This is a genomic window from Rhodopseudomonas rhenobacensis, from assembly GCF_014203125.1.
Taxonomy (GTDB): domain Bacteria; phylum Pseudomonadota; class Alphaproteobacteria; order Rhizobiales; family Xanthobacteraceae; genus Rhodopseudomonas_A; species Rhodopseudomonas_A rhenobacensis.
Window position 1 is genome coordinate 38505 of record NZ_JACHIH010000028.1, and the last position, 21916, is coordinate 60420.

Genomic DNA, 21916 nt, shown 5'->3' on the forward strand with positions numbered 1-21916 from the left:
GTCGTAAGCCGGCGACCACCGACGTTTCCGATCTGGAAAGGCACATCGTGAGGATAAGCGATGTCGAGATCCCAATTCCCCTTCGCCGTGGGCGATATTTCGGTGCTGGCGCGCTCGCTGCATGCGCAACTCGCGCAGGCTGACGATAGGCCCGGCCATGTCGCATGGCTGAACATGCTGGCCCGCGCCGCCGGCTTCCGCAACTACCAGCATTTCCGCGCCTCGCATGAGGCCGAGGAGCGGCTGCAAGCGCCGCCGCCGCCCGCGCCGGCCGCGATCGATCATGCCAAGCTGGAAAAGCTGGCGCGCTATTTCGATGCCGAAGGACAGCTCGCGCGCTGGCCGTCCAAGGCCAGCCACCGCGTGCCGTGTCTGTGGCTGCTGTGGTCGCGGCTGACGCCGCGGCAGTCGTTCAGCGAAAAGGCGATCAACGCCCAGCTCGAGGCGCGGCATCGGTTCGGCGACTACGCGCTGTTGCGGCGCGAGCTGGTCGACGGCGGCTGGCTGACCCGCAAGCCGGACGGCAGCGACTATCGCCGCATCGAGCGCGAACCGCCGCCCGACGCGCTGGCGCTGATCCGGCATTTGAGCGCGCGGCTGGCGGCCTGAGCGGCGCCGTCTCACTCCTTTTCAGAATTGGACATCTCATGTTGGCTTCTCAATCCGAGAGGGCGGCTGCGCCCTCGCCTACTCTGTTATCAGCCCGGCTGGGCCTCGTGGAATGCGTCAGCAGCGGCGAAGGCCCCACCGTCGTCGCGCTGCACGGCGGCATGGGCGGCGTCGATCAAAGCCTGCTGCTGGCTGAGGCCGCGCTCGCCCGGCCCGGCTTTCGCGTGGTGGCGCTGTCGCGGCCGGGCTATCTCGGCACCAAGCTCGAGCTCGGCCGCAGCCCGCAGCAGCAGGCCGATCTGATCGCGGCGACGCTCGACGCGCTTGACCTCGCGCAGGCGGCGGTGATCGCGGTGTCGGCCGGCGGGCCGTCAGCGCTGCAATTCGCGCTGCGCCATCCGCAGCGCTGCTGGGGCGTGGTGCTGGTGTCGTGCTGCAGCGGCCACATGGCGACGCCGCCCGAGGTGGCGCGGCGGCTGCCGCTGATGCTGCTGATGGCCAGGCTGCCGCTGCTGCCGGCGCTGCTGGCGTGGCAAGCCGCGCGTCAACCCGAGAAGGCCGCGGCGCGGTCGATCGCCGATCCCGCGGTGCGGACCCGCACGCTGGCCCATCCGCAGGCCGGGCCGCTGTTCCGCGTGCTGCTCGCGAGCTCCATGGACCGGCTGGCGCAACGCCTGCCCGGCACGCTGAACGACATCGCGCAATTCGCCGCGATCGATCGCTATCCGCTGGCGCAGATCACGGCGCCGCTGCTGGTGATCCACGGCAGCGCCGACCGCGTGGTGCCGTTCGCCCATGCGGCGCGGGTCGCCGCGGAAGTGCCGCGCGCCGAGCTGATGCGGATCGAGGCCGGCGAGCACGTCTGCCTGTTCACCGCGCTCGACGCGGCGCGGGAACGGCTCGGCGTCTTCCTCGCCGCGCACGCGCCGCCGGCGCGCGCTACGGCATCGCCTGCACCGCGTCATACAACAGCTTCTTGAACGCCACGGTGGTCTTGCCGCGTTCGGCCTGGGTCTGCTGCATCAAGACGAACACCATGTCGAGCTTGGGATCGACGCCGAACAAGGTGCCGCTGCCGCTGTCCCATTTCAATTCGCCGAGCGAGCCCGGCGGCGGCGGATGCGCGGTGCCGGGCTCGACCCGCACCGCGAGGCCGTAGCCGAAGCCGAAGCCGTCGCCGGGGAAATAGAAGAAGTCGCGCGCCACGCCCGAGCCCGGCCCGATCTGATCGGTGGTCATCGCCTTGAACGAAGCCTCGCTGATCAGGCGGCGGCCGTCCCACACCCCGCCATCGAGCAGCATCTGCGCGAAGCGGGCGTAATCCGGCGCGGTGGAGACGAGGCCGCCGCCGCCCGCCTGCCATTCCGGATGGGCGCGGCGCATCGCTTCGGCGCGCTGCAGGATGCCGTCGCCCGGCAGCGGCTCCGCCATCCTGGCGCGGGCGGCGGGATCGCGCATCCCGAAGCTGGTGCTGGTCATGCCGAGCGGCGCGAAGATCCGCTGCTGCAGGACATCGCCGAGCGGCTGTCCGGAAATGATCTCGATGACGCGGCCGAGCACGTCGGTGGAATGGCCGTAGCGCCACAGCGTGCCGGGCTGCCGCGCCAACGGCAGCCGGGCGATGCGGTCGGCGAAGGTCGCGTTGTCGAACGCGCCGTCGAACAGGTGACCGGCCGCATAGGCCTGCTTGATCAGGTCGCCGCCGATATATCCGTAGGTGATCCCCGAGGTGTGGCGCAGCAGGTCGGCGATGCTCACCGGCCGATCCGGCGCCACCCGCTGCAGCGAAGGCTTGCCCGCAGCGTCGACGGTCTCGACGCCGACCGTCACCGCGGCGAAGGCCGGGATGAATTTCGCCACCGGATCGGCGAGCGCGAGCCGGCCCTCGTCGATCAGCATCATCGCCGCCACACTGGTGATCGGCTTGGTCATCGAATGCAGCGCGAAGATGGTGTCCGGCGTCATGGCTTGGCCGGTAGCGGTGTCGCGCACCCCGAAGCAGCGCAGATAGACCGGCTGGCCGTGGCGCTGGATCAGCACCACCGCGCCAGGCAGCCGGCCGGCGGCGACTTCGTCGTCGAAATAGCGGGTGATGCCGGCGAACGCTTGCGGCGGCGGCTCGGGCGCGGCTGCGGCGCGGCCGCTGCCCCAGCACAACGCGACCACCAGCGCGGCAGCGACGGCGGCCGATTTCAGCCATGCGGCAAACATCATAGGGCGGCGCGGCATCTGCACTCGACTGGCATTTCCAGCAGCGATCATGCGGGCCTTCGCCGGGAACGGAAATCAAATCTCTGACAGAGCGCCGGGCGCCGCGGGTTAGGCTGAAGCCGTATTGCAGACCGCGGCGGGCCGCGCCTAACTGCGTCGCACACCGCGTAGCCGGCTCACGCGCTGGTTGGGAGTGGACGATGCACGAATTTTCCAAGTGGTTTCTGCGCCTGATGATCGTGGCCGGCGTGATCGGCTTCAGCGGGTTGTTCCTCTACCGCAACCTCGGCAGCCTGATCGAGACCGCGACCGCGCCGCCGGCCGCGACCGCCGCCGCGCCGGCGAGCGCCGAGCTCGGCGATCGCTTCCCGCCGTGCCAGCCGATCGGCCGCACCGCGCGCGGCGAACTGGTGTTCTCGATGGATTGCCAACGCGCGGCACCCGCCGCCGAGGCCGCGGACGGCGACGGCAAATAGCGCGCGCAGCGACGCGCCCCGCCGCGGGCGGCTTACAAATACGCCTTACAAATACGCCTTGCTCCCAGCCGTTGCGCGGCGCCTCGCTCGGCCGCTTCGCCTTCACGCGGGTCGCGCTGACGGCGCGTGGCCACGCCGGGCATCCGATGCTAAGATGACGCGCATGATGTCCCCGCAGCATCCGAACGCATGACCCGGCGCAGCGGCAGCGCCGATCTCCCGCTGCATGGCGGCCGAGTGCCGCAATGGCTGGCGGAGCGGATGTCGACGCTCGGCGCGGTGGTCTGTCAGGCCATCGTCCACCATTACGGCCGCGACGAGTTGCTGGCGCGGCTGGCGCATCCGTTCTGGTTCCAGTCGTTCGGCGCGGTGATGGGGATGGACTGGCATTCTTCCGGCATCACCACCAGCGTGATCGGCGCGCTGAAGCGCGGGCTGGCGCCGCTCGGCAACGAACTCGGCGTCCATGTCTGCGGCGGCCGCGGCCGGCATTCGCGCCGCACGCCCGACGAACTGTTGGCGCTCGGCCATCGCGTCGGCTTCGACGGAGGCGCCCTGACGCGGGCGAGCCGGCTGGTCGCCAAGGTCGACAGCGCCGCGGTGCAGGACGGCTTCGATCTGTATCTGCACGGCTTCTTCGTCACCGACGACGGCAAATGGACCGTGGTGCAGCAGGGCATGAACGAGGCCAAGCGGCAGGCGCGGCGCTATCACTGGCATTCGGAGAATCTCTTAAGCTTCGTCGAGGCGCCGTACAGCGCGATCGACGGGCCCCGGCAGGGCGAGATCGTCAACCTCACCGACAAGCGCGCGGCCCCCTCGCGCGGCGCGCAGCTCGAACTCATCACCGATCTCGGCCCCGACGCCATCGTGCGCGAATACACCGCGCTGACCACGGAGCCGCCGGCGCAAGGCATGCTGCCGCATCTGGTGATGCCGGCGCATCACGACGTGCGCTCTGGCGACGTGTTCACCCGACGGCTGCACGGCACGCTGGCCGCCGCTGCCGAGCGCGGCCCGGTCGATTTTCCGGAGTTGCTGCTGACGCCCGGCGTCGGCGCGCGCACCGTGCAGTCGCTGGCGATGGTCGCCGAGGTGGTGCACGGCGCGCCCTATCGCTTCGCCGATCCGGCGCGGTTCTCGCTGGCGCATGGCGGCAAGGACCGTCACCCCTATCCGGTCCCGATCAAGGTCTATGACGAGACCATCCGGGTGCTGAAGTCCGCCGTGCAAAAGGCCAAGCTCGGCCGCGACGAAGAGATGCAGACCTTGCGGCGGCTCGACGCCCACGCGCGGCAGCTCGAGCACAGCGCGCGCGGGCCGTCGTTCGAGGGATTCGTCGCCGGCGAACGTAAAGCTTCGCCCACGCTCGGCGGCCGTTCGGTGTTCGGATGGGAACAGGATTTGTTGTCCGAGCCGAGCCTGCCCGAGAAATGACCGACGCGCACGCGACAGCGCTGACGATCGCCGGCGCCACGCCGCTCTCGGCGCTGCTGATGAAGCCCGCGAAAGCACGCGCCTGCTACGTGTTTGCGCACGGCGCCGGCGCCGGCATGACGCACGTCTTCATGGAACAAGTCGCGAGCGGGCTTGCCGAGCGCGGCATCGCCACGCTGCGCTATCAGTTTCCGTTCATGGAGAAAGGCAGCAAGCGCCCGGATACGCCGGCCGTGGCCCACTCCGCGGTGCGCGCCGCGGTCACTGAGGCCGCGCGGCGTTGCCGCGGCCTGCCGCTGATCGCCGGCGGCAAATCCTTCGGCGGACGGATGACCTCGCAGGCGCAAGCGATGCTGCCGCCCGACGGCGTGCAGGGCCTCGCCTTTGTCGGCTTTCCGCTGCATCCGCCGGACAAGCCGTCGGTGACCCGCGCCGAACATCTCGCCGACATCACAATCCCGATGCTGTTCCTGCAGGGCAGCCGCGACAAGCTGGCGGAGCCAGGCCTGCTCGGTCCCGTCGTCGACGGTCTCGGCGCCCGCGCGACGCTGCACTGGATCGCGCACGCCGATCACGCGTTTCACGTGCTCGCCCGCTCCGGCCGCACCGACGCCGAGGTGATGACCGAAATCCTCGACAGCTTTAACGACTGGCTCGATAAAGTCGTCGCGGCACCCTAACGCCTCTCCGGTACAGCCGCGAACAAGGGAGTTTCCGTCATTGCGAGCCGAGGCCGGCGCGCAGCGCCGGCCGAAAGCGAAGCAATCCAGGGGCTTCACACGGAGCCCTGGATTGCTTCGTCGCAAGAGCTCCTCGCAATGACGCGTCCGGGATCAGTTGCTCGAGCAGGGCCGCGGGGTCGGACAGCCCGCTGGTCTCGACCACAATGCGGCGAAACGGCGGCAAAACGCCGTCACGACTTTGCCGCAACAATTTCTCGAGCGTCGGCGCCAGGCTGCCCTTGGCGCGGCAGCACAGACAACCGCCGTCGAGCAGCGTCACCGGCTCGGCGCCCCGCTCGACCAAAAGATGATCGAGACCGAACTCGCCGGCCTCGTTGATCACCACCGCGGTGTCGCGAAAATCCTCGCCCGCCAAGAGCGCATTGAAAGCGATGGCGCGCGCCCGCAATATCGGGGTGTACACCGTGCAATCCGGCGGCGGCCACGAATATGACGGCGATCAGTTCGAAAGCAACTGGCTGCTGCTGGGCTACGCCTCGCTGTCCGAGGATCAGCTCCGCGCCGGGATCGACCGGCTGGCGGAACTGCTGACCGACAACGATCTGCTGCAACCGCGCGGCTATCGCGCCCCGTTGGCGCCGAGTTAGCACCGCTCTATTCGACGATCAGGTCTTGGCGAGTTCGCCCAACATGCGGATGGCGCGTCTGACTTCGGGCGTCAACCGACGTCCGACAGATAACCTAAAGGCATGCGGAAACCGGCCGCTCGCCGAAAAGATCGGACCGGGCGCGATCGAAATGCCGGCGGCGAGCGCGCGACGATAGAACCGCATCACATCGAACGGCGGCGGCACTTCGATCCAGAACAGAAATCCGCCGTCCGGAATCGTCGCGGTCGTTCCCTCCGGGAAATGATCTTTTATCAGCTGCCTGACGGCGTTGCGCTGCCGTGCAAAGATATCCGTCAGCTTGGCGACGTGCTTGGCGTATCTGCGGCCGGACAGATACTCCACCAGGGTGAACTGCGATAACGTCGACACGGTCGCGGGCCGGCGGGCCTGAAGATCCATGATCTTCGCCCGATATTTGCCCGGCACACACCAGCCGACGCGCAACCCCGGCGACAGCACCTTGGAGAACGAGCCGCAATAGATCGTGTTGCCGGCGCGATCGAAGCTGGCGAGCGCCTTCACCGGCCGGCCGCGAAAATTCAGATCGCTGTAGACGTCGTCCTCGATGATCGGAATCGCGCGCTGCGTCATCGCCTCGGCCACGGCACGCAGCGCGTCGGGCTCCATGCAGCACCCGAACGGATTTTCAAATGTCGGATTGAGCACCACGGCCTGGAATTTGTTCTGATCGGCGGCACGAATGAGATCGACGAGGTCGATTCCCGTGATCGGATGGGTGGCGATCTCGATGGCGCGCAAGCCGGCTTCCTCGATTACTTGCAGCACGCCGAAAAAGGTCGGCGACTCCACCGCGACCGCCTGACCCGGCCGGGTCACCGCGCGCAACGCCAGCGCCATGGCGTCGGTCTCGCCGCCGGTGACGATGACGTCGTCGGTCGAGATCGACAGCCCGCGGCGCTGCAGCAGGATCGCGATCGCTCGTCGCAGCTCCTGGACGCCGTAAGGGCCCGCGGTCTGAAACACCGTCGGGCCATGAATGCGCACCGCCCGCTTCATCGCCGACGTCAATTCGGCAGTCGGCAGCAGGCTCTTGGCGACGTCGGCGGCGCCGAGCGCGACCAGTCCCGGGGTCTTGAAGGCGCGAAACAGGTCCTGGATGAGATGCTGGATAGTCACCGCAGAGGCCTCGTCCGACGACAACGTCGCCGCCGGAATATCGAGCAGGCCGGACGAGGCGGCGGACTTCGCCGCCAACGGCGGACGCCGGGCGTAGAAGCCCGAGCGGCTGCGCGAAACCGCGAGCCCCAGCGCTTCGATCTCGATCATCGCGCGTACCGCGGTGGATTGGCTGACGCCCTCGCTGGCCATCAGTTCGCGCACCGACGGCAGCCGTTCGCCGTGCTGATAGACGCCGTTGGCGATCGCGGCTGCGAGCCGGTCGGCCAACTTCCGATACCTCCATCGACGAACCATCCGCGCCATGCTCCGCAGCTATCTGTGTCTATGAGATAGTCTCGATCTGTGTCTATCGCGTTGCAACAAGTCTGGCTATCCCTGAGCTGGGCCGCCCTGGCGGGCCTCATGCGTTTCAAGCGAGGAGCAATGCAGAAAGATCTTTCGATCTCGGCGGTGGTCGCCGGTTTCATCGCCGTGATCGTCTCCTACGCGGGCCCCCTGGTGATCGTTTTCCAGGCCGCCAACGACGCTGGCCTCTCGCACGATATGATCTCGTCGTGGATCGGCGCGATTTCGATCGGGTCGGGTATCGCCGCAATCGTGTTAAGCCTTGCTTACCGCGCCCCGGTGATCACCGCGTGGTCGACGCCCGGCGCCGCGCTGTTGGTACTGGCGCTGCCGTCGACCCCCTATCCGGAAGCGATCGGCGCCTACATCTTCGCCGCCGGCGTCTGCACCCTGATCGGCGTCTCCGGCCTGTTCGACACCGTGGTGTCGCGGATTCCCAGAGGCATCGCCGCCGCCATGCTGGCCGGCATCTTGTTGCGGTTCGGCTCCGAACTGTTCGGCGCCTTTCGCGCCAGTCCGCTGCAGGTCGGAGTGATGGCGCTGAGCTACTTCGTAGTGAAGCGGATTTCGCCGCGCTACGCCGTCAGCGCGGTGCTGTGCGTCGGCCTGCTGTTCGCCTTTGCCTCCGGCGACATCCACACCGACACGCTGGCGCTCGATCTGGCGACGCCGGTGTTCACCGCGCCGAGCTTTTCCTGGCAGTCGATCATAAGCCTCGGCGTGCCGCTCGCCATCGTCAGCCTCACCGGACAGTTCGTGCCGGGCGTCGCGGTGCTGCGCACTTACGGCTACAAGACGCCGTCGAATCCGCTGGTCTGGGTGACCTCGGCGATCGCCATGCTGGCGGCGCCGTTCGGATCGCACGGCATCAATCTCGCGGCGATCACCGCCGCGATCTGCTCCGGCCATGAAGCCCACCCGGACGCCAGCAAGCGCTACGTGGCCGGCGTCGCCTTGGGGGTCTTCTACATCATCGCCGGACTGTTCGGCGCGACGCTGGCGACGCTGTTCGCGGCCCTGCCGAAGACCATGATCGCGACCGTCGCGGGGCTGGCTTTGCTCGGCGCCATCGCGGCCGGGCTGACCGCGGCGATGGCCGACGAGAAGGTGCGCGAGAGTGCGCTGATCACCTTCGTGGTGACGGCCTCCGGGGTGTCGTTCCTCGGTCTCGGATCGGCGTTCTGGGGGCTGATCGTCGGACTGCTGGCCTATTTCATCTGGAGCGTGCAGTTCGAACGCCCAGGCTTCCTGCAGCCGGCCACGCCAAAAAGCTGAGCGATTACGACCCGCGTTGTTGCGTCAATTGTGGAGTGAGTTGCGATGGCCTCGGCAACGTTTGATTTCGTCATCGTCGGCGGCGGCATTTGCGGGGTCGCGGCGGCCTACGAACTCGCCGGGCATGGCTCCGTCGCGTTGATCGAACAAGAGTCACACTTGTCCTATCACACCACGGGGCGCTCCGCGGCGATTTCGATGTCGAGCTACGGCAATGCCACGATCCGGCGGCTGACCACCTGGTCGACGGAAGCCTACAAGCGCCGCACGCCGCCGTTTTCGAATGATCCGGTGTGGAGCCCGCGCGGCGCCGTCATCCTGTCGGACGCGGTCAACCGATCGAACCTGCAGCGCCGCATCGACGCGGTTCGCGCCTTGGTGCCGAATGTGGAAACGCTCGGCGAGCGCGGCATCCTCGAACTGGCGCCTTACCTCCGCCCCGGCCGCTGGGTGGCGGCGCTGTACGAGCCTGACGCCTTCGACCTCGATGTCCATGCCATTCACTCCAGCTACGTGAAGGGCCTGAAGCATCGCCGCGGCGCGATTTTCCGGAACAGCGAGTTGGTCAGCGCGCTGCGTCACCCTGGCGGGTGGGACATCACGCTCGCCGACGGCGGCCGACTCGGCGCCGGCGTGCTGGTCAATGCGGCCGGCGCCTGGGCCGATCAGGTCGCCGCGCAGGCGGGCGTGGCGCCGTGCGGCGTTCGACCGCTGCGGCGGACCGTGGTGCTGGTCGATCCGAAGCAGGACTTCCGGGCGACGCCCTATGTCGGCACGGTCGACGAAGACATCTTCATCAAGCCGCAAGCCACCGGACTGCTGGTTTCGCCGTGCGATGAGACGTTGAGCGAGCCGTGCGACGCCATTCCGGAGACGCTGGATATCGCGATCGCGATGGCGCGCTTCCTCAGCATGACGTCGTTCGATTGCCATAGCATCCGGCAAAAATGGGCCGGCCTGCGAACCTTCGTCGCCGACCGCACCCCGATCGTCGGTGCTGACCCGGCCGAGCCGAGCTTCGTCTGGTCGGCGGCGGTGGGCGGCTACGGAATCCAGGCAGGGCCGGCCATTGCGCGGCTGTGCGCGGCCGCGGCGCTCGGCCAGGACCCGCCGGCGGAAATCGCCGGCAACGCCATCCATGCGGCCGACCTCAGCCCTGAGCGCTATCGCTTTTCCTCGTTCCTGTCCGCCAACATCCGCGCCGTGGCGGAGCTGCACTGATCACCCCCCGTCATCTGTCCCCGTTCGGAGAAGTACAATGAGTTCGCAACTGCTGGCCGGCCTGAACCGCACCACGACCACCAAGGAAGTGATCTTCACCGAGAACGCGCCGCTGCCGCTCGGCACCTACTCGCAGGCGATCCGGGTCGGCGAAACGGTCTATCTGTCGGCACAGACCCCGGTGTCGCCCACGACGGGGCAAGTCGAAGAGACGTCGTTCGACGGCCAGATGCGGCAGACCATGGACAATCTCAAGGCGATGACCGCCGCCGCCGGCGGATCGCTCGACGACGTCGTGAAGGTCACGGTGTTCATCGCCAATATCGACGACTTCGCCCGGATGAACACCATCATGGAAGAGTATTTTTCCAGGCCCTATCCGGCGCGCACCACCGCCGGCGCCAACGGCCTCGCGCGCGGCACGCTGGTCGCGATCGATGCGATCATGGTACTTCAATAGAAGGCCGACGCTCGGTCCCTTGCCCGGCCCCGTCATGGCTTGCCAATTCGAGGCGACCAATGTTCGCGCAGCACGGCCTAACAGTGACGATCCAGCTCTCCGGGGTGAAGCACAACTACAAGGTGTTCCGCGAGCTTTGCCGGGACGTCGAGGTGGCGGCCGTGGTGAAGGCCGACGCCTACGGCTGCGGCTTGAGCGGCATCCTGCCGACGCTGTGGGGGCTCGGATGCCGCACCTACTTCGTGGCGCACCTGCACGAGGGCATCCTGCTGCGAAACCGGCTGAACTCGGCGGCGGTCTATGTCCTCAACGGACTGCTGCCGGGGTCGGAGGCGGCGTATCGCAAATACAACCTGCGCCCCGTCATCACCTCGCAGCAACAACTCGATGATTGGTGTCGCTATTGCCGGCAACAGGGTTGGAGCGGCGGCGCCGCGCTTCACCTCGACACCGGCATCAACCGGCTGGGCTTCCGATTGGACGAGGTGGCGGACATCGCCGATCTGTCGGCGCGCGATCTCGCCTGCTTCGACCTGATCCTCAGCCACTTCGCCTGTGCCGACGAACCGCAAAATCCGCGCAACACGGCTCAGATCGACAGCTTCACCTGGGCCCGACGCACCTTGTGCAAGATCCCGAAGGCGTCGTTGGCCTCCTCCGCCGGTTGCTTCCTGGGGCCGGGCGCGCATTTCGACATGGTGCGGCCCGGCGTCGGGCTGTTCGGAGGCAATCCGTTCACCGCACCAACGCATCCGTTCAAGGCCGTCGCCCAGGCCTTCGCGCCGCTGCTTCAGATCAAGCTGCACCGGGCCGGGGAATTCGTCGGCTACGGCAGCGGGACTCGGCTGGAGAAAGACACCCTGGTCGGCACCATCTCGGTGGGCTACGCCGACGGCCTGCCCCGCGCCGTCTCCGGGCTGCCGCTGCGGGTGTATTTCCAGGGCGTTCCGATCAGGATCCTGGGCCGCATCTCGATGGATATGACGCTGGTGGATTTGACCTCGGTCGGTCGGCTGAGCCCGCAGATCGGCGACGATGTGGAGATCTTCGGCCCGCACCGCGATCTCAACGCGTTCGCCCGCAGCATCAGCACCATTCCCAACGAAGTCCTCACCGCGCTGGGAAAGCGCGCGTCGCGGCGCTACGTCGAGGACATGGCGACCGCGGACGCGGCGCGCAACGACGCAAGGCCCGAGATGTTCGACTTCGTGAGCAACGACAGTGCTGGCCTGCTCGAGGACGCCTCAGGAACGCTCGTCGCCCCCGCAGGCTTCGGCACCGTTTATCCCAACCCGCAGTTTTCGCTCGAATCGAGCCTCAACGCCGCACGGCCCGAGGGGTAGAAGCGCGCTTGCGGTTGATGCCAAGGCACGAAGCCTGGCAACCCGCGGGCCTTCGAGATGGTCGGTCTCTGGATCGAGGACGGCAGCGCGCTGCGCTTCCTCGAAGCCCAGATCGAGGAATCGTTCGACGGCATTTTGTTCGAGAAACCGCCCCATCATCGGCGTGCGGCTGCGTAACGCGGCTATGCCTCGGCTCTCATTCGTAGGCCATCGACGCCAGACTCTCGATGGCATTTGCGACATCGATGGCTTCGCCTTGCCGGCGCTGCGCCGCAGAAACGACGTCGCCAATCACGCGGCGAATGTCGCCCAAGCCGGCGGGCTGCGAACCGCGCGGTTTCGCAGCGAGCCAGCGCGCCAACAGATCATTTTCCAGCCGTTCGGCGGCGAGCTCACTGGCCTTGATCTGGCCGCGCAGCGACTCGATCCCCGCCCCCGAGGCGAACGGGCCACCGGCCTTCAAGATCGTGCGGACCCGGCGCAGCGGCTGCACGATCTGTTCGCGCCACGGCTCGCAGACCGCGCTCATCTCCGCGATCTCCACCGGCGACAGCCGGAGGCCGCGTCGCGTCACCGCGAATATCGCCACCAGCAGCATCATGACGTCGACGCCGACCTCGGCTTGCAGCTTCAAACAGATCGCCGAGGCGGAAGGCCGTTGATAGAGCTGAAGCGCAAAAGCCCAGCATGCCTCCGCGATATCCGTTGCGTCGTCTGTCATCACGCCCTCGCGCGCGGCGCCGTTGCGTCAAAGCGCATGCTGTCTGGTCCCCGCCGACAGACCGTTCCAGCGCGTCACCAAGCCCGCGTCGACGCCGAACAGGTCGAGCACGCGTCCCAGCGTCTGATCCACCATCTGCTCGAGGCTGTCGGGTTTCGCATAGAACGCCGGCACCGGCGGAAACACGATCGCGCCGATCTCGGTGACGGCGGTCATCGATTTCAGATGCCCGAGATGCAACGGGGTTTCGCGCGCCAGCAACACCAGCCGCCGGCGCTCTTTCAGGGTCACGTCGGCGGCGCGTGTCAGCAGCGACGCGGTCGCGCCGGTGGCGATTTCGGACAGGCTGCGCATCGAACACGGCACGATCACCATGCCGAGCGTCCTGAACGATCCGCTGGCGATCGACGCCCCGATATTGTCGGCGCGATGCACGACGTCGGCCAAGGCCGCGACGTCGGAGACCGCGAGATCCAACTCCTGATGCAAGGTGATCGCCGCAGATTTGCTCATCACCAGGTGGCTCTCGATGTCCAACCCCTGCAGGATCTGCAGCAGTCTCACGCCGTAAATCGCGCCGGAAGCGCCGGTGATCCCGACGACGAGCCGCGGCCTGGAGGAATCGGAACCTGGCAAGATAATCTCGCTTCTCTCTGCTCGCCTCGCCGAGCGGCAACCGGCCGCCCTGCCCGATGTCTAGCGCAACACCCGTGCGTCCGCTGCCCATGATCGCGGCGGCAGCTGCATCAATTGTCGGCGCCCGCACGGCGTCGGTGCGGCCGCCCACCCTGTTCACCGCGGCCGTCGCTCAGTTAAAGACGCCGCCGCCGTCGACGTTGATCTGTTGCGCGGTGATGAACCGGCTCTCGGGGCTGGCGAGGAACGCGACAATGCCGGTCAGATCGTCCGCCGTCACGACGCTTTGAATGAACTTGCTCTTCGCTCTCTGCTCGAGCTGCTCGCGGGTGAAACCGCCGGTGTCGGTCTGCCCGGGATGCACCATGTTCGCCGTGATGTTGTTCTTGCCGAGCTCCTTGGCGACGCATCGCATCAATCCGATCAGCGCGGCCTTCGAGGCGGTGTATTGCGTGATATGGGCGAGCGCTTCGCCGATCGACGACGACCCGATGAAGATGATGCGGCCGCAATCCTGCGCGATCATCTGCGGCGCGACAGCGGCGGCGCAGTTGAAGGCGCCCTCGGTGTTGACGCTGAATGTCCGCTGCCACTCCGCCGGCGCGATCTGCCAGAACGGCCCGCGCGAAAGATCTTTCCAGATCCCCGCGTTGCTCACCAGCACATCGATGCGGCCGAATGCGGCGATCGTCGCCGCCACCAGACGATCCACCGACGGCCGCGACGTCACATCCAGTTCGACCGGCAGGCACGTCGCATCGGCAATCTCCTGCCGAAGCGCCGCGACCGCGGTTTCAAGCTCGGTCGAATTGATGTCGGCCAGAACCACGGCGTAGCCGTCGCGGCAGAACCGCCGCGCGATCGCCTGCCCGATGCCGCGCGCGGCGCCGGTCACGATGGCAACCTTCTGTATCGTGCTCATTGGTCAAATCCAGCAGTTGGTGTGAAGGGTGAACCGATCGCCGCGGCTGCAACTGCGCTATCGGTTTTGACCGACCATCGAAGGCGATGTGAGTCTCGCCAGTGAATTGTCAGGTGGGTCTTCATCGACGCGGCGGGCTCTGCAGCTGGCGTTCCAGCTTGACACCCGAGAGCATATACCTACAATATGTACATATGTCCAGATGCCGGACGACGACTGCCTCCTCACACGCCTGCGATGCGGCAATCACCACGACATCTGTTACAGCTGCCTGACTTGGGTCCGGCATCCGCTGATGTAACGCAGAATGAGCGCCGATCGGCGCTTGGCCTCGCGCAGGCCGAAACTACCGGAGCAAAATGAAGATGGCTATAGATCGGGATATGGTTGCGCTCTTTCGCCAAGAGCTCGAACTCTGCAAGGTGAAGCCGGGCGAGCGGATCGGCGTTCTGTCCGAAGACCGCATCCGGATCGACTACGCCGAAGCGTTTCTGGCCGCCGCCGAGGAACTCGGCGCCGACCCGGTGCACGTCAATATCCGCAAGCGCAAGGGCAGCTTTTTCGGGCCGGGGAATTCGCTGCGCGGCCGCCAGGCCGCGATCGACACGCTGAAGACCATGGACATGGTGATCGACATGATCGGCCTCTTGTGGTCGCAGGAGCAGACCGAGATCACCGACGCCGGGCCGCGGATGTTGCTGGTGCTCGAGCCGATCGACGTGCTGTCGCGGATGCTGTCGTCGCCGGAGTCCCGTCGCAGGGTCGAGGCCGCCGTCGGCGTGCTGAGGACCGGGCGCGAGTTGCGCGTAACCTCGCCAGGCGGCACCGACGTCACCTACCGGCTCGGTCAGTATCGCGTCGTCGGCCAATATGGCTACACCGATGAGCCGGGTCGTTGGGACGCATGGCCGGGCAGTTTTCTGTGGACCGGGGCCGAAGAAGACGGCGTCGACGGCACGGTGGTGATCGACAGCGGCGACATGCTGCTGCCGTTCATGCGCTACGTCTCCTCACCGATCACCCTGACCATCAAGGCCGGCTACATCACCGAGATTTCCGGCGGCGGCACCGAAGGCGTGCTGATGCGCGACTTCATGCAGAGCTTCAACGACCCGAAGGCCTATGCGGTGTCGCACATCGGCTGGGGCCTCGACGAAAAGGCCAGCTGGACCTACATGGGAACGACGCCCGACGGCGCCCACACCGTCGGCCAGGACGGTCGCGCCTATTACGGCAACGTGCTGTTCTCCACCGGACCGAACACCGAGGTCGGCGGCACCAACCATACCGAATGCCATCTCGACATTCCGCTGAAGGGTTGCTCGCTGTATCTCGACGGTCAGCCGATCGTCGAAACTGGCGTCGTCATTCCAGAGGCGATGCGGGTGGCCGGACGTTGAGCTGACCGATCTGCATCGGCAGGGTCGTCGAGGGGTTTGCCGGGCTGAGGCGCGGCGATGACGTGATACAAAAGATGCCGCCGATTGCTTGCGCAATCGGCGGCATCTTGGTTTTGGCGGCGATCTCAGCCGGGCTTGATGGCTTGCCGTGGGCCGCGATCAGAGATCGAGCACCAGCCGCGGCGAACAGGATCGGCCGACGCAGACCATCATGATCTTGCCGCCAGCCTTTTCCTCGTCGTTCAAGATCGTATCGCGATGCTCCGGCACGCCTTCGAGGACGCGGGTCTCGCAGCTGCCGCAATAGCCTTCCTGGCACGAAAACGTCACCGGGATGCCGGCGTCCTGCAGCACGTTCCCCAAACTGGCGTCCGCCGGCACGTGCAGCACCACGCCCGAGCCACGCAGCTCGACGTCGAAGGCCCGGTCCTCGCAAACTTTGACAGGCGCCGCAGGGGCTTCGGCCGCGGCGAACCGCTCGATGTGCAGCGACGCCGAGCGGCCGTGCCGCGCGGCCGCAGCCTCGAGCGCCGCAAGCATGCCGCCTGGGCCGCAGCCATAGACGGCCGTCTCGGCCGGCAAGGTCGCGAACAGCGACTCCAGGTCGGGCAACCCGCAGTCGTCTTCCGGAAGCAAGATCACCTCGCCGCCTTTGCGATCGCTGATTTCCCCGAGAAACCCCATCGCGCCGAGCGAGCGCCCGCCATAAACCAACTGCCAGGGACGACCGGCCCGCTCCGCGGCGCGGATCATCGGCAGCATCGGCGTGACGCCGATGCCGCCCGCGACGAACATGTATTGCGGCGCGTCGACCAGTTTGAAGTGGTTGCGAGGGCCGCGGCTCGCCACGGAGAAGCCGGCGGCGAACACGCTGTGGATCTCCGCCGACCCGCCGCGGCCTTTCGCGTCGCGCAGCACGGCGACGCGATAGGTGGTTGTATCGACGGGATCGCCGCACAGCGAGTACTGCCTGACTTTGCCGGACGGCAGCAACAGGTCGATATGCGCCCCCGGGTCCCACGCCGGCAAGGTCGATTGGTCCTCCGCCGCGAGGTCGAGCACCGCGATCTCCGGCGTCTCGCGGTGGACCCGGCGCACCGTGAGCCGACTGCTCCCATCGTTCGACATCGCGCCCCCGATCCTGCTCACTGCGCCGCCGGCGGCGTCCACTGCACTTCCAGGTGATTCAGCGCGGTGACGGTGATCGCGGGCAAGTAATCCAGCGACTGTCCGGCCACCACGTGCAGATCGGGCAGCCGCCTGAACAACTCTTCAAACGCCACCTTGGCTTCGAGCCGGGCGAGCGGATTGCCGAGGCAGGAATGCCGGCCATGGCCGAATGCCAGATGCTTCTCCTTGTTGGGCCGGTGGATGTCGAATCTCTCGGAGTCGGGGAAGCGGCTCTCGTCGAGACCGCCGGCGATGAACAACAGGTAGATCAGCGACCCTTCCGGAATCGTCACGCCGCTCAGTTCGGTCTCTTTGGTGGAGAGCCGGAACAGCCCGGGCGAAGTGCCGCGGCGGCGCAAGGTCTCTTCGACGACGTCCGGCAACAGCGCGTGATTGCCGCGCACCTCTTCGTCCTGGTCCGGATTGTCGCCGAGAAACATCAGCATCTGCGCCATCAGGTTCGCGGTGGTGTCGTTTCCGGCCGCTACCAATTCATGGATCTGGCGAATGATCCGACGCGGCGGAATCGCCGGATTGCCGGCCGGGTCCTTGGCTCCCAACAACGTGCTCACCAGATCGCCCATCGGGCATTTGCCGCGATCCGCGACCAGCTCTCCGAAGAACTCCTGGCAGGCGGCGAGCCGGGTCCAGCGCTCGCGGCGCTCTTCCTCGCTCATCGGCTTGGTCACCGCGTCCTTCGACTTCGGCGTCAACACCGCGAACAGGTCCTCGGTCCAGATACGGTAGTTCGCCGCATTGTCGGTCGGCACGCCGAGCAACCCCATGATGACGCCGAGCGACAACGGATAGCAAAACTCCTGCATGAAATCGCAGGAGCCCCTGGCGATGAAGCCGTCGATCAGTTCGTTGGCGATCCGCCGGATGTTGCCCTCCTGCTTCTGCAATTCGCGCGGCAGGAAGCTGCGCGCCACCGCGGTACGATCCGCGGTGTGCTCGGGAGGATCGAGCGAGATGTAGTGGTCGCCGACGAAGCTGTCGGGAATCAAATGCTTCAGATCATCCGGCGGCGGCACGAAACCGACGGCTTTCGACGAGTAGCTTTCCCAGTCGCGCGCCACCTTGCAGATGTCGTCGTAGCGGGTGACCACCCACATCCGCAGCGGCTCGTAGTAGAACACCGGCGCGGTCGCCTGCGCGCGCTTGATGATCCGCGCCGGGTCGCTGAGAAACTCTTCGCTGAAGGGATCGAAGCCCTCGAGCACGGGAAACGAGGCAGAGACGGTCGACATAATGGAAGCGTCCTATGGTCGGGGCATCGGGCGATCTTGCCGAGCTAACATGTACGAGTCGTATATTCTTTGAAGACATTTCCGGCGTCAAGCGCAAGCGTGCTTCCAGGGGCGCCAGCTTAACCAAAAGCCGCCGACCCGATTGTTGCATTTTTGTTACAAGCTGTAGCAATCCGTTCGGCGCGGCGCTCCGCCGTCGCCGCCGCTAAATAATTGAGCAGACCCGAACCGAAGGTTGCTGCACCGCGCCCGCGCCGGACAACGACGCCGTGGTTATGCGGAAATACACGCTTTGCGATGCAGCGATTTGCCCGTGCCGAGCGACGCCGGCGCCGCGGCGCGGCGCAGGCCGCAAGATTATTGTGCGGCCGACTGCCGCTAATTTGGACTTCCCCAATGATTAATGTACGTCTCTTATATTCATGTTGTACGTATTTGTCCTTTGGGGGGATTTGCAATGTCCACTGGCTACCGAGCGATTACTGCGGCGGCGATCAATCTGCTGGCGGTTGCTACGATGTCTTCAACCGGCAGCGTCCACGCCGCCGACTTTCCGGCAAAGGCCGTCAAGGCCGTCCCGGACCTGCCGTTCTTCTTGGTCATCGACAACCGGCTGACCTACTCCTGGATGCCGAGCGGCACCGATCCCGGCGCCTTCAGCGTCCGTCCGGACGGCAGCGTCAACGGCAAGACCGCCAAGCAGGTGTATTCCTTCACCCACTTCGACGCCTGGGCCTACGGCACCAACTTCTTCAACGTCTCGATGTTCAAGTCCGACCACAACGATCCGGCCGGCCCGTGCGTCAACGCCGGCGTCCTGCTCAACGGCGCTGCCGCCGACTGCGCCGGCGCGACCGAGGTCTACGGCCTGGTCCGCTCGACCTTCGGCTGGAATCAGCTGTTCAACACCAACGCGTTCTCGGTCGGACCGCTGCACAACATCTCGTTCGAGGTCGGCGCCGACGTCGAGACCGAGAACACCTTCGTAGCCCCGGGCAAGCGGGATTTCGTCGCCGGCCTGCAGTTCGCGTTCGATCTTCCCTACAAGGGCTACTTCAACGTCGCGCCGCTGTATTACAAGGAAATCAACCACAACGCCTTCAACCAATGCGGCGTGCTCGGTCCCGGCACCGCGGGGGTGACCTGCACCAACGACGGCAACGTCGACTACAAGGGCACCTGGGCGATCGAGACCAACTACTACATGGACCTGGGTTTCCTGCCCGAAAACATGCAGTACTTCTCGATCAGCGGGCGTGCCGCCTGGTACGGCCCCAAGGGAGACCAGAACGCACCGCTGCCGGGCACCGGCACCGGACGCTTCAGCACCGCCACCAAGACCGAGTTCAACAGCGAACCGATCCGCGTCACTTTCGACGCCGCGAAATTCGCCATGGGACCGAAATACACCCACATGGTCGACGTCTGGGTCGCCTATCGCTACTGGCAGAACAAATTCGGCCTCGATCACAATGCTGCGCCCGGGGTCTGCACCGTCGCGGCGACCGGACAGTCGACCAACTCCTGCACCGAGCAGACGGTCTACACCGGCGTCAGCGTCAAGTTCTGATCCTGCTGATCAGCGCAAACAAAACGGCGCGGCAGCTTCAGCTGCCGCGCCATTGACGTTTGTTGCCCTCGGTTGCTTCGCGCGCCACCGGCACCCATCATGCCGGCAGCAAGAAGCCCAGTGTTGCGGCGATGAAATCGTCCAGATTGTCCCAGGGAATCATGTGCCCTGCCCGGACCATCACGGCCCGACCATCGGGCAACAGCCGCACGATCTCGGCGGCCTGTTCGGGCGAGACCACCTTGGCGTTGCCCGCATATATCAGCAGGCACGGACAAGTGATCCGCGCGAAGTCCGGAAAGATCTCTTCCTCCTGAAAATTCCGATGTGTTTCGGTCACCGCCTCGACGCTGCAGGTCGGCAACCACTCCAGCCGCAGCGCGATCTGCGCGTCGCTCCAGGTCGGCGTGAACTGGCGGAATTCCGCGATTGACGCCCCGCGCGACGCGGCGTCGATCGCCGTCAGATACGAGCCGAGCGGCGTCGGATACGGCGTCCGCCCCGGTCCGGACAGCGGCGGATCGACCAACACCACCTTAGAGGCAACATCCGGCGCCGTCGCCGCCAAGCGAACGGCAATTCGCGCGCCCATCGAATGGCCGATCACGATCGGTTTCTGCAGGCCGAGCGCCTCGATCAATCCTAAGGCATCTGTCGCATAATCATCCAGCGTATAGCCGAGACCCGGCCGGTTGTCGGACAGCCCGCGACCGCGAATATCCGGAACCACCACGCGATGGGTCGCGGCAAGCCGCTCGGCGACGAACGCCCAGGTCTCGGCCGGGCTGGTGATTCCGGGCAGCAGCAGGATCGGCGGCCGCTCGTTGCTCTCGGGAAACTCCAGAAAGTGCAAGCGCACGCCGCGCACCAGACGATGCCCGCCTCGCCGAGCCGTCATCGGATAACCTGCAGCATCGCCCGACCCCTCACCGTTACACCCTCGAAATTTAATTACATCATTAAGCTATATCAAGACGTTTCTCCGGATGCTTCGCGCGCCGTCGCCACGCCGACATCAGCGATCGCCGCACCACTGCGCTTCGGCAAAGCCGAGCGGCCTCGTCGGCTGGTTAAATTTGGTGCGTCGCACGCTCACAAATGCACCTTGCATTTTCCGGCGGCGTCACGTTACCTACATGATGTAGGTAGCTGGATCGGCGGATCGGCGCGCGCATTCGTTCTCTGCCCGGTCGCATTTGGCGACCGCGGGTGCAAGCCAGCCTGCCGATGAGCACTTCGGTCGTGGTCGATAAGCGGTAACTCTCAGTCCATTTCAGGGGAACTTTGATGTCAAAACACGTCGGTCGAATTATGCGACGATCCAGCGCCGTGCTCGCGGTCGTGATCGGACTCACCATGGCGATGCCGGCCGCGCGTGCGGACGAGGCGACGCCGCAGACCAAGGGCAAGAAGGTCGCGCTGATGGTCGCGACCTTGCAGGACTATTACATGGCGTTGTTGAACCGGCTGGTGATCGCGCGCGCCAAAGACTTCGGCATGGAGATCACCACCTTCACCACGCCCTACGATCCCGCGCTGCAGTCGACCCAGATCGACGAGGCGATCGCCCGCAAGTTCGACATGATCGTGATGATCGCGATGTCGGAGAATGCCGTCATCCCGGCGCTGCAGCGCGCCAAGCAGGCCAAGATCCCGGTGGTGATGTTCGTCGCGCCGCCGAAGCCCGGCACCGAGGAGCTGTTCGTCTCCTTCGTCGGCGAAGACAACGTCGCGCTCGGACGGATCAGCGGCCAATCGATCCTCGATGCCCTGAAGGCGTCCGGCCGTGACGGCGGCAATGTCGCGCTGGTCACCGGGTTGTTGGCCGAAGGCCTCGCGCCCCGCCGCGTCGCCGGCATCAAGGAAGTCCTCGCCAGTAACAAGAACGTCAAGATCGTCGCCATCGAGGATGCGAAGTGGGATCCGGTGCTGACCGAGAAGATCTCCGGCCAGCTCTACGGGCGTTTCGCCGGTCAAGGCGGCATCGATGTGATCTACGGCATGGCCGACAACATGGCGACGGCCTCGATTCAGGCGGCGGAAGCGGCCGGCATCAAGGTCGGCATCGGGCCGGGCAAGATGGCCGTGATCGGCGGCGATTGCTTCAAGGAGGGCATCGAGGCGATCAAGGCCGGCAAGATGTTCGCAACCGCGACGCAGATCCCGACCTGGGAAGCCGCCAAGACCGTCGAAGTCGCAGCCTCCTACTTCAACGGCAAGCCGGTTTCGAAGTACGAGTACTTCCCGCTCGAGGCGATCACCAAGGACAACCTCGCCAAGTGGGAAGCTCCCTGCACGTTCTAATCGATCTGTCGCGGCCGGCCTTCGCATCCGATGGATGCGCCGGCCGGCCGTTAGATCGCGACGCAATGGATA

22 protein-coding genes are annotated in these 21916 nt (G+C 66.1%); 13 read left to right on the top strand and 9 right to left on the bottom strand.

Annotated elements, in window-relative coordinates:
- The first annotated feature begins 60 nt into the window (after positions 1-60).
- Complete coding sequence (locus HNR60_RS18515; protein WP_184260448.1) at positions 61-609, top strand: DUF2087 domain-containing protein; 549 nt, start codon at positions 61-63, stop codon at positions 607-609.
- A 107-nt stretch (positions 610-716) separates the two neighbouring features.
- Positions 717-1589 (top strand): alpha/beta fold hydrolase, encoded by an 873-nt coding sequence (locus HNR60_RS18520; RefSeq protein WP_347339357.1) that lies wholly within the window; start codon positions 717-719, stop codon positions 1587-1589.
- Here the strand turns inward: HNR60_RS18520 and HNR60_RS18525 are convergent.
- A complete protein-coding gene (locus tag HNR60_RS18525) occupies positions 1549-2838 on the bottom strand; it encodes a serine hydrolase domain-containing protein (RefSeq protein WP_246433005.1) in 1290 nt (429 codons plus the stop codon). The two genes, HNR60_RS18520 and HNR60_RS18525, sit on opposite strands and share 41 nt — an antisense overlap.
- Before the next feature lie 182 nt (positions 2839-3020).
- On the opposite strand from HNR60_RS18525, the gene HNR60_RS18530 reads away from it, so the two are divergent.
- The 3 genes from HNR60_RS18530 to HNR60_RS18540 all read left to right on the top strand — a co-directional run bounded on the left by HNR60_RS18530 (position 3021) and on the right by HNR60_RS18540 (position 5413).
- Entirely contained in the window at positions 3021-3296 is a 276-nt protein-coding gene (locus tag HNR60_RS18530) for a hypothetical protein (RefSeq protein WP_184260459.1), read from the top strand.
- 189 nt (positions 3297-3485) lie between these two features.
- Positions 3486-4733: a DUF763 domain-containing protein gene (locus HNR60_RS18535; protein ID WP_184260462.1), complete on the top strand. Its 1248-nt coding sequence runs from the start codon at positions 3486-3488 to the stop codon at positions 4731-4733.
- Entirely contained in the window at positions 4730-5413 is a 684-nt protein-coding gene (locus HNR60_RS18540; RefSeq protein ID WP_184260465.1) for an alpha/beta hydrolase family protein, read from the top strand. Before HNR60_RS18535 ends, HNR60_RS18540 begins: the two co-directional genes overlap by 4 nt.
- A gap of 37 nt (positions 5414-5450) precedes the next feature.
- Here HNR60_RS18540 and HNR60_RS18545 read toward each other — a convergent pair whose 3' ends face one another.
- Positions 5451-5879: a GTP-binding protein gene (locus HNR60_RS18545; RefSeq protein WP_184260469.1), complete on the bottom strand. Its 429-nt coding sequence runs from the start codon at positions 5877-5879 to the stop codon at positions 5451-5453.
- Here HNR60_RS18545 and HNR60_RS18550 point away from each other — a divergent pair.
- A complete protein-coding gene (locus tag HNR60_RS18550; protein ID WP_184260472.1) occupies positions 5872-6063 on the top strand; it encodes a hypothetical protein in 192 nt (63 codons plus the stop codon). The genes HNR60_RS18545 and HNR60_RS18550 overlap by 8 nt on opposite strands.
- A gap of 18 nt (positions 6064-6081) precedes the next feature.
- On the opposite strand, the gene HNR60_RS18555 is transcribed toward HNR60_RS18550, so the two are convergent.
- Complete coding sequence (locus tag HNR60_RS18555) at positions 6082-7494, bottom strand: aminotransferase-like domain-containing protein (protein WP_184260475.1); 1413 nt, start codon at positions 7492-7494, stop codon at positions 6082-6084.
- A gap of 156 nt (positions 7495-7650) precedes the next feature.
- Between HNR60_RS18555 and HNR60_RS18560 the strand changes: the two genes are divergently transcribed.
- The 4 genes from HNR60_RS18560 to alr are packed head-to-tail and all read left to right on the top strand — an operon-like array spanning position 7651 to position 11871.
- Positions 7651-8847 carry a benzoate/H(+) symporter BenE family transporter gene (locus HNR60_RS18560; protein ID WP_184260478.1) on the top strand — a complete coding sequence of 399 codons (1197 nt, stop codon included), beginning with the start codon at positions 7651-7653 and terminating at the stop codon, positions 8845-8847.
- A 45-nt stretch (positions 8848-8892) separates the two neighbouring features.
- Positions 8893-10068 carry an NAD(P)/FAD-dependent oxidoreductase gene (locus tag HNR60_RS18565; RefSeq protein ID WP_184260481.1) on the top strand — a complete coding sequence of 392 codons (1176 nt, stop codon included), beginning with the start codon at positions 8893-8895 and terminating at the stop codon, positions 10066-10068.
- A 37-nt stretch (positions 10069-10105) separates the two neighbouring features.
- Positions 10106-10528, top strand: a complete 423-nt coding sequence (locus tag HNR60_RS18570; protein ID WP_184260484.1) for a Rid family detoxifying hydrolase — start codon at positions 10106-10108, stop codon at positions 10526-10528.
- Between the two features lie 59 nt (positions 10529-10587).
- The gene (gene alr, locus HNR60_RS18575; RefSeq protein ID WP_184260487.1) at positions 10588-11871 is read left to right on the top strand and encodes an alanine racemase; all 1284 of its coding nucleotides are present in this window, start codon (positions 10588-10590) and stop codon (positions 11869-11871) included.
- Positions 11872-12067: 196 nt separating this feature from the next.
- Here alr and HNR60_RS18580 read toward each other — a convergent pair whose 3' ends face one another.
- The 3 genes from HNR60_RS18580 to HNR60_RS18590 form a co-directional block, all read right to left on the bottom strand.
- The gene (locus HNR60_RS18580; RefSeq protein WP_184260490.1) at positions 12068-12592 is read right to left on the bottom strand and encodes a TIGR02444 family protein; all 525 of its coding nucleotides are present in this window, start codon (positions 12590-12592) and stop codon (positions 12068-12070) included.
- Between the two features lie 27 nt (positions 12593-12619).
- Positions 12620-13228: a UbiX family flavin prenyltransferase gene (locus tag HNR60_RS18585; RefSeq protein WP_210313675.1), complete on the bottom strand. Its 609-nt coding sequence runs from the start codon at positions 13226-13228 to the stop codon at positions 12620-12622.
- Positions 13229-13400: 172 nt separating this feature from the next.
- Positions 13401-14150, bottom strand: coding sequence for an SDR family NAD(P)-dependent oxidoreductase (locus tag HNR60_RS18590; protein WP_184260493.1), 750 nt, complete (start codon positions 14148-14150; stop codon positions 13401-13403).
- Between the two features lie 383 nt (positions 14151-14533).
- Between HNR60_RS18590 and HNR60_RS18595 the strand changes: the two genes are divergently transcribed.
- Complete coding sequence (locus HNR60_RS18595) at positions 14534-15550, top strand: 2,5-dihydroxypyridine 5,6-dioxygenase NicX family protein (protein ID WP_246433006.1); 1017 nt, start codon at positions 14534-14536, stop codon at positions 15548-15550.
- 159 nt (positions 15551-15709) lie between these two features.
- Here HNR60_RS18595 and HNR60_RS24415 read toward each other — a convergent pair whose 3' ends face one another.
- Positions 15710-16720, bottom strand: coding sequence for a 2Fe-2S iron-sulfur cluster-binding protein (locus tag HNR60_RS24415; protein ID WP_210313677.1), 1011 nt, complete (start codon positions 16718-16720; stop codon positions 15710-15712).
- Positions 16696-17970: a cytochrome P450 gene (locus tag HNR60_RS18605; RefSeq protein ID WP_184260499.1), complete on the bottom strand. Its 1275-nt coding sequence runs from the start codon at positions 17968-17970 to the stop codon at positions 16696-16698. Before HNR60_RS18605 ends, HNR60_RS24415 begins: the two co-directional genes overlap by 25 nt.
- A 457-nt stretch (positions 17971-18427) precedes the next feature.
- On the opposite strand from HNR60_RS18605, the gene HNR60_RS18610 reads away from it, so the two are divergent.
- Entirely contained in the window at positions 18428-19540 is a 1113-nt protein-coding gene (locus HNR60_RS18610) for a hypothetical protein (RefSeq protein ID WP_184260502.1), read from the top strand.
- A 97-nt stretch (positions 19541-19637) separates the two neighbouring features.
- On the opposite strand, the gene HNR60_RS18615 is transcribed toward HNR60_RS18610, so the two are convergent.
- The gene (locus HNR60_RS18615; RefSeq protein ID WP_184260505.1) at positions 19638-20438 is read right to left on the bottom strand and encodes an alpha/beta fold hydrolase; all 801 of its coding nucleotides are present in this window, start codon (positions 20436-20438) and stop codon (positions 19638-19640) included.
- 413 nt (positions 20439-20851) lie between these two features.
- Here HNR60_RS18615 and HNR60_RS18620 point away from each other — a divergent pair, with 413 nt between their 5' ends.
- Positions 20852-21844: a sugar ABC transporter substrate-binding protein gene (locus tag HNR60_RS18620; protein WP_184260509.1), complete on the top strand. Its 993-nt coding sequence runs from the start codon at positions 20852-20854 to the stop codon at positions 21842-21844.
- The last annotated feature ends 72 nt before the right edge of the window (positions 21845-21916 follow it).